Below are 14,386 nucleotides of genomic sequence, written 5' to 3'. Positions count from 1 at the left end.
GCTGGGAAAGCTGGGCGCGAAGGTTGAGTCGTCTCGCCGACTTGCGTTCGGGAAGAGGCGATATCGGGCGGACGCTGAATAGCTTTCTCAGCAAGTGTGCACGCCACTAAAGATTGCAAAACTCCTCTAGGACGCGAAGGCGCGGGGCGATGTCTTCCTGCAGATCGTCTGCCAAATAGGGGAGAAACTCCTGCGAAGGACCAAGCGACTCGCTGCCTGCTTCGCGAATTGCGGCTTCGGCATTATCGACAATCGGCGCGACGATTGACCTCAAGTAGCTTGAAGTGATGCCTAAGCTGCTCGCAAGGAGATCGAAGCTGCTCGGCTTCACGTCTCTAATGTCTCGTGCGCCGCCGACAGCCATAGCCAACTCTTTGCTGAATCTATCGAAGAACGATGTACTGACCAGGTCGTAAGCTGGGGATAGGCGACGTATTGGCCCCCTTTTCCCAACCCGGTACATAATCGAAATGTTTTTCAGGTGCGCGTCGCAGTTCCCGATAAGGTAGTTAAAGCAGACAGCTTTTGCAAACTGAGAAAGGTCCTCGGTTGGCTTCGCGGCATAAGAGCGAATCCATTGCGCTATCGAAGCGATAGAGCCATTCGGGAGCTCGACATATTTCGAAGCTGGCGTCATTCCGAATGCTTGTGCGAAGTCCTCTTGATGGATTCGCTCAACGCGAAATCCCTCTTCGTCAATCGTTACCACCCTATCGAAGCGCTCGACAGCCAATACGGGCTTACCGAAGTCAAGCAGCGTAACCTCTGGAACCTTAACGCCGCATTTTTTCGCCGTCCGCATGCAGAGAAATTCGAGGCTTACAAGCTTTTCGATGGAGCCTGTTTTGAGGATATGGGTGCTCGCTGCGAGTCCTCGCGGTTTAAGCCATCCCTGCGACATAGGGCTGCCAGGCATATGCGCCAGCCCTATCTTGCTTTGCGCGCCGGCCAGAGAAAGCCGCGACCCGACATTTTCTCTTGACATATCTGGAATAGAGCGGAAAAAGAGGAATAGCTGTTCGTTGCTCACTTCTTCGTAGCTGTTCTTGGCGCTTGTGATTTGAGGGTTGGAATCGCTGTCGTCTTCTATAATCACGTCGCCGATGCAGTCGCGGCCGCATTGCGCGAGGATTGCGAGGTAATCTGTTTCCCGAACGTGCAGCTCTGCCGCAAGTGCCTCTCGCGCATTTCCTTCGGCGAGCAATCCCTCGAAATAGGGGCGGAATTGGTCTTCGCTGTAAGCATCGGTCGAAAGAGGGAGCGATTGAGATAGGGGAATCGCTGCGTTATCGTCAGCATATTCATTAAGGTACCTGAAAATAGACCCGTCGGTGTTATTCCTCTCGATTGTGCCTACGCGAACCACAGTCTCTTCGCGATAAAGTGAAACTCGAAGGTTACTCATCGTCTCTTCTTTCTGCGAGAAGGTCTAATCCGAGCGTTGCAAGAACGTTGAGGGTTTTGCCAAGCTCCGCGGTCTGCTTCCCATTTTCGAGGTTCGAGAGAAATGTTATGCCTACGCCGCTCAATCCTGCTAGTTGGGTTTGGGTGAGCCCTTGGGCTTTTCTTTCATGCATGATGAGCTCCCCGAGTTCTTTTGTGCTGCCGATATTGATCACGATATCACTCCCTTTACGCGAACGCATAAATAATAGCACATAGTTCTTTTATTTATGCGTTCGCGTAAGTTATAGGGTATCCGCTCGTAATTTACGCGAACGCATAAATGTACCGACCTCTTGCTTTTTCCAGCTCGCCCTCTAAACGGCCGGCTTGCGCTCGGGAAGAGGCGATATCGGGCGGACGCTGAATAGCATTTAAGGCATCAGCCGAGATACGCCCATTGCGTGGTACCCTTATGCAGTTATTGCATTGCGAAAGGACGAAGTATGTCGGAGATCTCGACGGTGGGCGCTCCCGCGGTTTCGGTTATCATCCCCGTGTATAACTGCGCGGCCTATTTACCCGAATGCCTCGACAGCGTCATCGCTCAGACGGAATCGTCGTGGGAGATTATCTGCGTCGACGATGGGTCGACCGATGATTCGGTCTCGGTCCTGCGCGAGTACGAGCGACGTCTTGCCGGCAAGATGCGCGTTGTCGAGCAGGAGAATGCGGGCTGCGCGTGCGCTCGCAACCGCGCGATTCCCTTGGCGCGGGGAAGCTACCTCATGTTCTTTGACGCCGACGACTTCTTGGAGCCGCGCTGCTTCGAGCTGGCACTCGATGCAGCCCGCCGCACGAATGCTCAGATCGTGGTGTGGGACCTCTGGTTTTACAACAACCAGCGCAAACGCCAGCAGCATCCGCCGCTCGGCATCCTCCATTTCGCTCCGTTCGACTTCGACGGCCAGGCGTTTTCGTGGAAACGCAGCCCCGACGACTTTCTCATGAGCTTTCAGACGTGGGCCTGGAACAAGCTGTTTCTCGCCTCGTTCGTGCGCGAGGGGGGCTATCGTTTCGCGGAAGACGTCCAGCGCTCGGAGGACATCGCATTCGTGTACCCCGCGCTTGTGGACGCCGAGCGCATTGCGACGGTGGGCGAGCGGCTCATCAGCTATCGCGTGATGCGCGCCGGCTCCGCCATGGCCACGAAGGACCGCCATGCGTTCGATTTCGTGCGCGCCATCCATTCCTTTCGCAGCTACTTGGCCGAAACGGGGCGCCTCGAGGCGCTCTCTCGCAGCTACGCCACCTGGGCGATGTCGAGCATTCTGTACAACCTGAACACGCTCGCGTCCTACTCCGCCTTTTGCGAGGTGTACCGCTATCTTGCCGACCGCGGCTTCTCCAACTTGGGTCTTGCCGATCTGGGAGAACACGACTTCCTCGACCCGATATACTACGCTCGCATGCGCGAGATTTCAGAATGCGACCCTGCAGCGTACCTATTCGGCCGCGCCTGCTCGCTCGATGCGGCGCGGGAGGACGCGCTTGCCGTCCTCGATGAGGTGAGCGCCGCACGCGACGAAGCCCTCGCCGAGCGCGATGCCGCGTGCGCACGCGAAGCGGCCATGCGCGCCGACCTCGATCGGGCCGTATCCGAGTTCGACGCGGTCATGGGCGCGGCAGAGCAGCGCGTCGGCCAGGCGATATGCCGTCTCCCCCGCGCGATTCAGCGCAAAGTAGGCACGTCGAAGCGCTAGGACACCGTGTACTTCTTTCGAAGGCTGCCCCGCATCGTTGTTGCGATACAGTATCATTCAAAGCAAAACGCTGCGGGCGTGTGCCTGCATCCGAGAAGCTAACCGAAGGCACTATATGGATAATCCAAAGGTTTCTATCATTGTCCCCGTCTACAACGTCGAAAGCTACCTCGCGCAATGCCTGGATAGCCTGATCGAGCAGACGTTTACCGATATCGAGATTCTCTGTTTGGACGACGGCTCGACCGACGGCTCGCCGGAGCTCCTCGATGCCTACGCCGCGAAAGACGCTCGCATCCGCGCGCTCCATCGCGAGAACTGCGGCGTTGCCGAGACGCGCAACGTGGGCGTCGGGCTTGCGCGCGGCGAGTACATCCTGTTCGTCGACTCCGACGACTACATCGCGCAAAGAACCTGCGAGGTCCTCGTCGCTACCGCCGAGCGGGAAGGCGCCGACATCGTCGTCTTCGGCGGCAAGACGTTCCCCACGCTCCCGTGGGCGGACGATTCCTTCGCGTGGCGCGATAACGTGTACCACTCGGGGGTCGATGCCCTGCTCTACGAGCGCGGCAGTATCCCCCTTATGTGCAATAAGATGTACCGCACCGACTTCTTGCGCGGTAACGGGCTTCTTCTCAACCCTGACCTCTCGCTTGGAGAAGACCACGCCTTCCAGTTCATCACCTTCCCGCTTGCGAAAACGGTCGCCTTCAGCAAGGAGATGCTCTACTTCTACCGTGTGCGCCGCGATTCGGCGGTGGGCGCGACCTGCTCAGATGGCGCCAAGCAGCTCTTCCTCCACTTCGACGTGGTGAAATACGCGCTCACCACATGGAAGGAGCGCGGGACGTTGGTGGAGTTTGGGCGCGAGGGCGTCTCGTGGGCCGTGTCGTTTCTGTTCACGTCCGCGAAGATGACCTACTACAACGACCGCGTCCGCTTTGCCGAGCTTTTCTCGGCATTCCTCGGCGAGGTGCTCGAAGGCCGCTCGCTCGATTCACTCGGGCTTGACGATGGCGTGCGCGGGCGTTTGGCTTACCTCGTGTCGCCCCAGGTGGAAACTGATGCTCCTTCGATAAGCATCCTTATAGAATGCGCCGACGAGGCTGACGACGCCAAAGCCGCGCTCGATGCGATCGAGTTCCAGGACGAGCAGTCCTTTGAGGTACTGTTCTTCCCGCCCGCTGATGAGAACAGCCGCTATGCCCAGCTCATTGCCGACTTCACGGAGAACGATTGCCGCGCGCGCGTTCTACCCACCCGCGACGTCGCTTCTGCGCTCGCGAGCGCGCGGGGCATCTACCTCGTTCGCTCCTACGCGAACGTCGTCTACGATCCGCAAGCCTTCGACCAGCTGCTTCAGCTTGCAGGGGAACGCGAGGGGCGCACGGTCGTCGGCGAGCGCGAGCCCTATGACATTGCGGTGTTCACCGATTCTGCCGGCATGCTTGGCGTGCGCGACCTGTTCGACTTCTACGAGCCCAGCACCACCGAGGCAATCGTGCCCGAAGGGGCGCATCCCGCTTCCGATTTCTCCTCGCAGCTGCTCTCGTTTTCGAGCATCGCGTCGGCAAACAAGGCATTTAACAGGGAATTCTTGCTGCAATGCGCGGAAGAGGCGAAGTGCTCTACCTGGCTGGGCCTCCAATGCGCGGCCTTCTCGCAAGCGACCAAGATCGTCGTGACCAAGCGTCCCCTTGCCACGCTGCGCTGCCTGCCTTTCGCGTCGACCGGGCTTGTCGGCGCGCGCGCCATGCTCGACGACGTGTTCTCCGGCTTCGAGGAGGCGCGGGCGAATTTCACGGGCGATGACGAGGCCGCGTGCGGACTCGATGCCGCCGCGGCGCGCCATCTGATCCTCATGGTCGATCTTATCCGCAACCCGATTGCTCGCCGCTACTGTTTCGAGGATGCCCGCGAGCGCGGGGGCGAGGCTATAGCACGCGCCCTTGCCGGGTCGCAGCTCACCGACGCCGAGTGCGTCGTTTGCAGAGCGCTGCTCGGGGAAACCTACGACGCGTACACCGGATACCGCGACACGCTTGTCTTGAATGGCGTTATCATGAAGAACGAGGAAAACCTGCTTGCGGTAGGAGGTCAGGCTCAGCACATCAACCAGCTCAACTCCGACATCGAGGAGTTCTACCACTCGATAAGCTACCGAACGGGTCGCGCGGTCACTGCGCCCGCCCGTGCGGCGGCTAACCTCGCAAAGCGCGTTCTCCACGCGGCACGCCGCGGATAGTTTGGAAAGGAAACCATGTTCAGCAACAAAACCTCCGACACGCCCAAGGTCTCGATCGTCGTTCCCGTGTACAACGTCGAGAAGTACCTGCGCGAATGCCTCGACAGCCTGCTTGCGCAGAAGCTGAAGGACATTGAGATCATCGTCGTGAACGACGGCTCGACCGACTCGTCTGCGGACATCGCCGCCGAGTACGCCGCCCACGATTCCCGCGTGCGCCTCATCTCGAAGGAGAACGAAGGGTACGGCAAGACGATGAACTGCGGCTTCTCAGAGGCCCGCGGCGAGTACGTGGGCATCGTGGAATCCGACGACTTCGCCGACCCCCGCATGTTCAAGGACATGTACAAGTTCGCGAAGAAACACGACCTCGACCTGGTGAAGGCGAACTATTTCGAGCACAGTGATGCGGGCGACGTCTTCCAGGAGCCGTTCGCCGGGTTTGCGTACAAGACTGTCTTCGATCCTCGGGTTGATCAGCGCGCGCTCACCGTGCTGCCCATCATCTGGTCGGCGCTCTACCGCCGCGAGATGATCGAGCGAGAGGGCATCCGCTTCAATGGGACGCCCGGCGCATCGTATCAGGACACCTCGTTCGTGTTCCAGGTGTGGGCGAGCGCGCGTCGCGCGGCTATCCTTCCGAAGGGGTATCTGCACTACCGCGTCGATAACGCGAACTCGTCGGTGAAGTCGTCGGCGAAGGTGTTCGCCGTGTGCGACGAGTACGAGCTCTCGCGCGAGTTTCTGGCGAAGGACCCCGAAAAGCAGCGCGCGTTCGGTGCGATCGTCAACCTGTTGAAACTCGGCACGTACCGGTGGAACTTCAACCGCCTGACCGACGAGTCCCGCCGTGCGTTCGCCGAGCGCATGCGTGAGGAATACCTGCGGGCCCGCGAGGAGGGCACGCTCGACCGCGACATGTTCGCGCCGGCTGATTGGGAAATGCTCAATCTGATGATGGACGACTTCGACGCCTTCATGGCGCGTTTCGAATCGGGAATGTAGGCGGGTCTGGGCGCGTTTTGCGCTCGAATCTCCGTTAATGAGAAAGGGGAGAGGATGCAGGGGCATACTATGAAGGGGCCGAAGCGGTTGCTCTCGGTGCTGCTCGCAGCGTCGCTTTCGGTATGGTGCGTGCCTGCGGGCGCGCTCGCCGAGGAAGCCCCCGGCGCATCCGATGGTGCGGCGGTCTCAGGCACGCCCTCGGCGGATGCCACGATAGGGAGCTCTTCTGCCGCGGATGGCGCGGGAACGGACGCGGGAACGTCCCAGGTCGCAACACCTGCACAGCCTGATGCCGCTGTTGGCGCTTCTTCTGCTGCGCCCGAGGCCGCGCAACCTGCCGCCGCAGGCGAGGGTGGGGCTGCAGGAGAAGGGGAAACCGCAGGTGATGAATCCTTCGAGGGCGTGTACGTGATTTCTGCTGCCGCGAACTCGAAGGCCGTGCTCTCCACGGCTGGCTCGCAATTCTACTCGGGTGCGAACGTCGAGCTCGCCTCCGCGAACGGCACGCTCTTCCAGCGGTGGCGCATCGAAGCGGTGGGCGAGGGCTACTACACGATCACCTCGGTTGCGACCGGCAAGGTGCTTGACGTTGCCAACGGCGGGCGCACTCCCGGCACAAACGTGTGGCAGTGCACGCCTTTCGGCAACGATGCCCAGAAGTGGAAGATCGCGCGCGCGGCGGACGGCTCGGTGACGCTCGTCTCCAAGCTTTCGGGCCTCGCGCTCGACATCGCCGACGGGCTTGCGGTTGCAGGTACGAACATCCAGACCTACACGGTCAATGGTGCTCCCGCGCAGCGTTTCGCGCTTACGCCCGTTTCCGATCCCGCCCCCGAGGCGCTGCTTGCCGCAGGCGTCTACGAGATCTGCGCCGCGGGCGACACTTCCTATGCGCTCGACGTGGCAAATGCATCGCTTGTCTCCGGCGCCGACGTTCGTCTGTGGTCCAGCAACCACTCGCAGGCCCAAAAGTGGTACATCGAGCCCGACTCCGAGGGCTATTACACAATCACCTCGATGGGCTCGGGGCTCGTGCTCGACGTTTCCAATGGCGGGCTCACCCCTGGCACGAACGTGTGGCAGTGCACGCCGTTTGGTAACAGCATGCAGAAGTGGCGCCTCGTCGACAGCGGCAACGGCTCCTTCTCGCTTTTCTCGAAGGGCAACGTGCTCGCGCTCGATATCGCCGACGGAATCTGCGCTGCGGGCACGGATGTGCGCACGTGGACTCCGAACGGGGCTATCGCCCAATCGTTCGTCTTCAGCCCGTGCGAAAGCACGTACGCCGACGGCACCTACGAGCTTGCGCTTTCGAGCGACAAGGGTACCGACCTCGACGTGTTCGACGCATCGACCGAATCGGGTGCCAACGTGCAGGTTCACGCGAATAACGGCGGCTATGCGCAGAAGTGGCACGTGACGACCCGCGACGACGGCTACTGCACGATCGAGTCGCTGTGCTCGGGTAAGGTGCTTGCCATCGAGGGCGGAAGCGCTGCTGTGGGCGCGAACGTCTGCCAACAGACCGCCGATGGGACCGATTCTCAGCTGTGGAAGCTCGTGCCGCTCGGAAACGGCGCGTACCGCATCGCCTCGAAGAGCGGCGAGTTCGCGCTCTCCCTTTCGGGGAAGAATGTCGTGCTCGGCTCGAGTGCGGACGCATCGTCGTTCATCCTGAAGAAAACCCCGATCATCATCGACGGCTTCTACACCATTGGCGCATACGCCAACCCGTCGGTAAAGCTCGACGTGCAAGATGCCTCCCGCACAAGCGGTGCGAACGTGCAGCTGCATACCGAGAACGGCTCGAACGCGCAGGTGGTGAAGATCTCGACGAACTATGACGGATCCTACACGATCGCGTTCCCCTTCTCGCGCAAGGTGCTCGATGTGGCCAATGGTGGGCGCACCCCTGGCACGAACGTGTGGCAGTGCACGCCGTTCGGCAACGACGCGCAGAAATGGTACCCGAAGTATGCGGGCGACCAGTCGTTTAGCTTCGTGTGCAAGGGCAATGGCCTCGCGCTCGACATTGCCGATGGCATTGCGGAAAGCGGTACGAACGTGCAGGTTTATACGCGCAACAACTCCATCGCGCAGCGCTTCGTGCTGACTCCCACGACCTACGTCCCTGATGACTTCTCGGATCTTCTCGCGCATTTCTCGACCGTTTCCACCAACACGTTCAACGGGTGGTACAACATGTCGCGTGCGCTTTCCAACTTCGACGGCATGGTCGTGTGGCCGGGCGAGACGGTGTCGTTCTTCGACACGTGCGGGCCGTGCGGCGCGGCCGAGGGCTACCTCATCGCCGGCGTCGTCGGCGGCTCGGGCTACGGCGGCGGCATCTGCCAGGCGTCCACCACGCTCTATGGTGCGGTGGTGCGCGCCGGTCTCACCATCGTGGAGCGTCAGAACCACACGACGCCTTCCACGTATGTGCCCATCGGGCAAGACGCGATGGTGAACTGGGGATCTTCCGACTTCCGCTTCCGCAATGACTGGGATTTCCCCGTGAAAATCGTCGTTGACAACTACGATCGCACGCTCAACTGCGACATCTGGGGCATCCAGCCCGACTGGTACGACTACATCGACGTCTCTTCGTGGTGGACGGGGTCGCACTCCGCCGCCGCGCAGCGCGAGTACTACAAAGATGGCGTGATCGTGGCCACAAGCGCCCTGCCGAATTCCTGGTACTGGTAGTTCCTGATAATGCTTCTGAGTGCAAGGGCCCGCTTCATAAAGCGGGCCCTTCTGTTGCCAAATCATAGAAACGTGAAAATCGTAGTATCTTGAAAACTTAGAAACGTGCATATTGTGGTAATCTGAAACCATAGAAAACGGCAATCTAGGAGATGCCAATGTATAAGCGAAAGGCATACGAGAAGCTCCTCTTATGGAAAGAGGAAAGTTGCGGGTCGACGGCGATGCTTGTCGAGGGTGCTCGACGCGTTGGGAAATCGACTCTTGTTGAGGAGTTCGCAAAGCGAGAATACGCATCATATGCCCTTATCGATTTCTCGAAGGTTTCAAAGGAGTTCAAGCAGCTCTTTCTCGATACAAGGACCGATCTTGACGGTTTCTTCCTTTACCTTTCCGCTCTATTTAGCGTCAACTTGGTTCCTCGCGACACCCTCGTGATTTTCGACGAAGTCCAGCTTTTTCCTCCTGCAAGAGAGTTTATCAAACACCTTGTTACTGACGGGCGATACGATTACGTGGAAACTGGATCGTTGATTTCGATCAAATCGAATGTCAAGGACATTCTCATCCCCTCTGAAGAAGAATCGATGAAGTTGCACCCGATGGATTTCGAGGAGTTTCTTTGGGCTATGGGGGAAGATGGTTTAGCCCAGATTATTCGAGCGTCGTTTAATGAGCGAAGGCCTCTGCCCGACGATTTGCATCGAAAAGCGATGCGCTTTTGGAATGAGTACATGTTGGTTGGTGGGATGCCCCAGGCTGTTGCCGTCTATGCGGATAAACGAAACATGGATGCCGCCGATCGGGCGAAACGTCTTGTGCTCAAGCTCTATCGGGAAGATATCGATAAATATGGGGAAAGTGGGGTGGGACGTCTCAAGGCCATCTTCGATGCGATTCCCGGTCAGCTCTCCAAACATGAGAAAAGGCTGGTATTCTCACAGGTTGAAGAGGGGGGCCGCGCGCGTGACTACGCGTCCGCCTTTGCATGGTTTGACGAAGCGGCTACGGTGAATCTGTGCCATGCTTGCACTGACCCGTCGGTCGCCCTCGCCTTGAGCAAAAGCGAATCAGCGATCAAATGCTATATGGGTGACGTGGGGCTTCTTGCTACGATGGCTTTTTCTTCGACGGGTGACTCGATGCCTGAGGTCTATCGCCATGTCCTCCTTGGCGATGCAGATGTGAACGAGGGGATGCTTGCGGAAAACGCAGTCGCGCAGCAGTTCGTCGCGTCAGGGCACGATTTGTACTTCTATTCGAAATGGGCGCCGACCGCCGAAGACAGAATGGAAGTTGATTTTCTTCTTGTAAAGCCGTATCCCGATGCGGCGATGAAGCCTCGTGTAAGTCCTGTTGAAGTGAAATCGGGCAAGCGATACACGACGAAATCGCTCGACAAGTTCAAATTGAAGTTTGGAAAGCGTGTGGGGGAAAGGTACATCCTCCACCCGCGTCAGCTCGCCGTTGATGGTGACATTGTGAAGCTGCCACTCTACATGGCGGGACTTCTTTAGCAGCAGTTCCTGATACAATAGAGCGGTTTGAAGACGAGGGCGTCCGATGCGGCGCCCTCGTTAGATTGAGTTTGCGACTTCTCATCGCGTTGTGCGATGCTTAGGAAGGTAAGGTATGTGGGGTTTGTTCTTCGCCGCTGCGTTTGCGGGGGCGCTGTTCTTGTTCGTTCCAGGGACGCTCGTGTTTGCGGGCCTTCGCATGCACGTGGCGTCGGCTGTCGCCTTCGCGCCGCTTCTCGGCATTCCGGCGACGATTGCCCTCTGCCTGGCATATGCCGCCCTGGGCATCAACACCAACTGGGCGACGATCTTCTTCCCCCAGCTCGTGGTGGGTCTTATCATCTGCATCGTCGGTCGTGTGCGCGCACGCGATCTGCCTCGCCGTCGCTTCGGTGAGCGCAGTCGCGAGGCATGCCGCTTCGACCTGTGCGCGCTTGCGCTCTACCTCTTGGTGGGCATCGTCGTGTCGGTGGGCATGTTCACCTCGTTTCTGGGCGACCCCTCGAACTACATGCAGGAATACGACAACGTGAGCCACTTAGGCTCGATTCGCTGCTTCGTCGAGACGGGGAACTGGTCTCCTTTCAGCACGTCGCTCTACGCGGGCGCGGCCGACGCGGCGATCAACCCGCTTCCCGGCGGCGGTTTCTACCCGACGGCCTGGTACAACGTCGCGGCCTTCATGGTGAGCCTGCTCGACGTCCCCATTCCGCTTTCGGAAAACGCCGCGAACTTCGTGTTCGTGGCGCTGGCGCTGCCCGCAAGCATGTTCGCGTTTATGCGCATCGTCTTCCAGGAGCGTCGCGACATCGTGTGCTGGGGCGCCGCCTGCGCACCCATGTTCTCGGCCTTCCCCTGGATGCTGCTCGCCTGGGGCCCGCTGTTCCCGAACACGTCTGCCTACTGCCTGCTGCCGCTCGTGGCGGCGCTGTTCGTGGCGATCCTGCGCACGGGGGTTTCGCGCCGCGAGCGCATCTGCGCGGGAGCGCTGTTCGTCATCGGCATCGTCGCCTTGGCGCTCGCGCAGCCGAACGCCGTGTTCGTCGTGGCCGTGTGGCTCATTCCCTTCTGCATCTATCGGGCGGCAATCGCGGCCGACCTTCTCCGTCGCGAAGGCGCGGCGAAATGGTGGCTGCGCATCCTGTTCGCCGTTGTCGCGGCCATCCTTATCTGCGTCATCTGGTGGGTGGTGTACCACCTGCCCTTCCTGAGCGCGGTGGTGGAGCACTCATGGGGCGCCGCGCAGTACCCGCTCGAGGCGGTGCTCCACACGCTCATGCTCGGGTTCATGGACGACGGCGTGCAGCTCGTGCTCATGGTGTTCGTGTTCGTGGGCATGTTCTGGACGCTCAAAGAACGCCGCTGGCTGTGGCTTTCCGCCTCGTACGTGCTCGCATGCGGGATGTTCATCGTCGGCGTGTCGACCTCCGGCCGCCTGCAGCATCTGCTGACCGGTTTCTGGTACACCGACTATTACCGTGTGGCGGCGATGGCGGCCATCTTCGGTATCCCCCTCGCGGCGATGGGCGTAGCCCTCGTTGCGCGCACGATCGCGCGGCTTCTTTCCCGCTCGCGCGACAAGGCGCCTGCGTGGGCGACCTCCATCGCATGTGCTCTCTGCGCGTTCGTGCTGGTGTGGGGGACGTTTTTCCTCGATGACCCGCGCGCCGACATCAGCCCGTCGAGCGAGGTTCCCAATATGGGCCGTGGGGCGATGACACTGGTCTGGCAGCGGCTTTCGTGGCAGAACAACGTTGACTACATCTACACGACCGCGGAAAAGGAGTTCGTCGCCGAGGTCGAGCAGATTCTCCCCGAAGGGGCCGTCGTCATCAACAACCCCAACGATGGCAGCTGCTTCTGCTACGTTGTCGACGGCATGCGCACATACTACCGCTACCTGCGCACCTATGGTGAAGGGGGGGAAACCGAGGATAGCGCGCTCATCCGCAGCCGCCTTGACAGCATCTCCTATGACGATCGGGTGAAGGAAGCCGTCGAGAACGTCGGAGCCGAGTACCTGCTTTTGCTTGACCAGGGAAGATGGTACAACCCCTCCGACCCTGACAGCAACTTCTTCTTCACCTACGACGACAACAGCCTGTGGGCCGGCATCGATTATGTGCGCGACTCCACGCCCGGGTTCGAAGTGGTGCTCGCGCGCGATGACATGCGCCTGTACCGCATCACCGCGATCGACGACTAGAGGAAAGGCCGGCGCTTGAAAGCGCGCGGGCGCGAATTCCTCCAGGAACCTTACTTTCCGTTCGCCTTGCGACACGCGGAGAGCGCTCGCTCGGCGGTGCGCCTCCAGCTGTACTCAGCCCGCACGCGTCTCGCGACGTTCTCTCCCTGCTCGGCGAGCCGTTGCGGGTTGCGCGCCGCCTCTCGCAGCGCGGCCTCGACCGTCTCGGTGCGCGCATTGGGAATAATGGTGCCGAAGCGCTCGTCGCTTACGAGCTCGTCGGTGCCGCCGACGGGGGTGACGATTGCAGGGGTGGCGCACGCCGCGGCCTCGAGCAGGGTTGTGGCGAAACCTTCCGACCGGGAGGGCAGCGCCATCGCGTCGGCCTGCGACATGAGCGCTGCCAAGTCCTGCCTTCCAAGTTGCCCGACCAGATGGATGTTCCCACACCCGATCCGCTCGATGTCGCCCTGCTTGGGACCTGCGCCTGCGATGATAAGATGCACGGCTCGCCCGTTCGCATCCGGGTGCTCGGCGATCGCCGCCGTGGCCTGGGCGAGTTCAACTACGCCTTTTTCGGGAACGAGGCGCCCCGCGAAGGCGACCATGAGGTCGTCTGCGGGAATGCCCAGCTCGGCACGGAAGTCCCGCGCGCTCGCCTGCGCCACATACACATCGGCATCGATCGAGTTGGGAAGTTCGCCCGCTGACTCGATCCCGAAATGCCCGAGCCATGCGCTTGCCTTCCTCGACACGGCGTACGCGACGAACGGGTAGCGCAGATCTCGCTTCGTGAGCGCATGCTCGACCGCCTGCACCACCGGGTCGATAAGGGCGCTACCCATCGTGAGGTGCGCCGACCCGTGCTCGATGAGCAGCGGCACCACGCCTGCGCGCGTCGCGAAGTCGAGCGCGCGCTCGGTCAGCGTGTAGAAGCGCGTGTTCGCGATCACGTAATCGAAATGCTCGTCTTCAAGATGCGTCCACAACCGCTTCGCTTCCTCGTCATTCTTCACGAGGGGAAACCGACCTCCCAAAAGCGGCTTGCACGGGAAGCGGACGACGTTCACGCCGTTCTCGCGCTCGCGCGCGGCAAGGCCGTGGGTGTTGCAGGTTGCAACTGTTACCTCGGCTCCCATCTCGTATAATGCGCGCGCAAGGCTCTCGGTGTATGTTTCCACGCCCCCCATGCTCGGCCGGTAAAGCGCCGAGAACAGACAGATGCGCAAGCTTTGCGCCGTGTGTTTTTCAGCGGTGGTCGCCACGATTTCCTCCTGAAGGTTCTTTCCTCGTTCGCTCTTATTATAGGTTGAGTGCGTGAATGATATCGAAAAGAGGTAAAACCTAACTTTTGCAGCCAAAGAGGGCCGTTCTCCTACGCTGAGCTGGGAGAACGGCCCTTTTTCTTGTGACATTTTCTGGCGTGGTACGCCCTAGCTCCTCGGTTTCTTCACATCCGCCATGATGGATCGGATCTGCCCGCGGGTGAGCACCTGGCGCGACAGGTCGATCCCGACGGCTCCCGCGAGCTCGTCGGTGAGGTCGGTCCGGTAGTCGAACAGGTAGAGGTTGCGGTCCATGA

At 60.2% G+C, this 14,386-nt stretch carries 9 protein-coding genes; 6 read left to right on the top strand and 3 right to left on the bottom strand.

Features of this window, described 5'->3' with window-relative positions:
- Positions 1 to 106: 106 nt before the first annotated feature.
- Together F8C90_RS08365 and F8C90_RS08360 are read right to left on the bottom strand one after the other, a co-directional pair.
- On the bottom strand, positions 107 to 1,405 hold the full coding sequence (locus tag F8C90_RS08365) for a type II toxin-antitoxin system HipA family toxin (protein WP_158050066.1): 1,299 nt from the start codon (positions 1,403 to 1,405) through the stop codon (positions 107 to 109).
- Positions 1,398 to 1,619, bottom strand: coding sequence for a type II toxin-antitoxin system Y4mF family antitoxin (locus tag F8C90_RS08360; RefSeq protein WP_246155866.1), 222 nt, complete (start codon positions 1,617 to 1,619; stop codon positions 1,398 to 1,400). Before F8C90_RS08360 ends, F8C90_RS08365 begins: the two co-directional genes overlap by 8 nt.
- A gap of 270 nt (positions 1,620 to 1,889) precedes the next feature.
- Between F8C90_RS08360 and F8C90_RS08355 the strand changes: the two genes are divergently transcribed.
- The 6 genes from F8C90_RS08355 to F8C90_RS08330 all read left to right on the top strand — a co-directional run bounded on the left by F8C90_RS08355 (position 1,890) and on the right by F8C90_RS08330 (position 12,825).
- Entirely contained in the window at positions 1,890 to 3,146 is a 1,257-nt protein-coding gene (locus F8C90_RS08355) for a glycosyltransferase (protein ID WP_158050064.1), read from the top strand.
- A gap of 115 nt (positions 3,147 to 3,261) precedes the next feature.
- A complete protein-coding gene (locus F8C90_RS08350) occupies positions 3,262 to 5,391 on the top strand; it encodes a glycosyltransferase family 2 protein (protein WP_158050063.1) in 2,130 nt (709 codons plus the stop codon).
- A 15-nt stretch (positions 5,392 to 5,406) separates the two neighbouring features.
- Entirely contained in the window at positions 5,407 to 6,396 is a 990-nt protein-coding gene (locus F8C90_RS08345) for a glycosyltransferase family 2 protein (protein ID WP_158050062.1), read from the top strand.
- A gap of 54 nt (positions 6,397 to 6,450) precedes the next feature.
- Complete coding sequence (locus tag F8C90_RS08340; RefSeq protein WP_158050061.1) at positions 6,451 to 9,102, top strand: RICIN domain-containing protein; 2,652 nt, start codon at positions 6,451 to 6,453, stop codon at positions 9,100 to 9,102.
- Between the two features lie 158 nt (positions 9,103 to 9,260).
- Positions 9,261 to 10,619: an ATP-binding protein gene (locus F8C90_RS08335; RefSeq protein ID WP_158050060.1), complete on the top strand. Its 1,359-nt coding sequence runs from the start codon at positions 9,261 to 9,263 to the stop codon at positions 10,617 to 10,619.
- Between the two features lie 115 nt (positions 10,620 to 10,734).
- Positions 10,735 to 12,825, top strand: a complete 2,091-nt coding sequence (locus F8C90_RS08330) for a DUF6541 family protein (RefSeq protein ID WP_158050059.1) — start codon at positions 10,735 to 10,737, stop codon at positions 12,823 to 12,825.
- A gap of 50 nt (positions 12,826 to 12,875) precedes the next feature.
- Here the strand turns inward: F8C90_RS08330 and F8C90_RS08325 are convergent, their stop codons facing one another.
- Positions 12,876 to 14,069, bottom strand: coding sequence for a glycosyltransferase family 4 protein (locus F8C90_RS08325; protein ID WP_170264610.1), 1,194 nt, complete (start codon positions 14,067 to 14,069; stop codon positions 12,876 to 12,878).
- Between the last annotated feature and the right edge of the window lie 317 nt (positions 14,070 to 14,386).

The sequence above is a fragment of the Ellagibacter isourolithinifaciens genome (assembly GCF_008831035.1).
GTDB lineage: Bacteria > Actinomycetota > Coriobacteriia > Coriobacteriales > Eggerthellaceae > Ellagibacter > Ellagibacter isourolithinifaciens.
The sequence above is the reverse complement of the archived record's forward strand: the minus strand, read 5'-3'. Positions and strand labels throughout refer to the sequence as shown.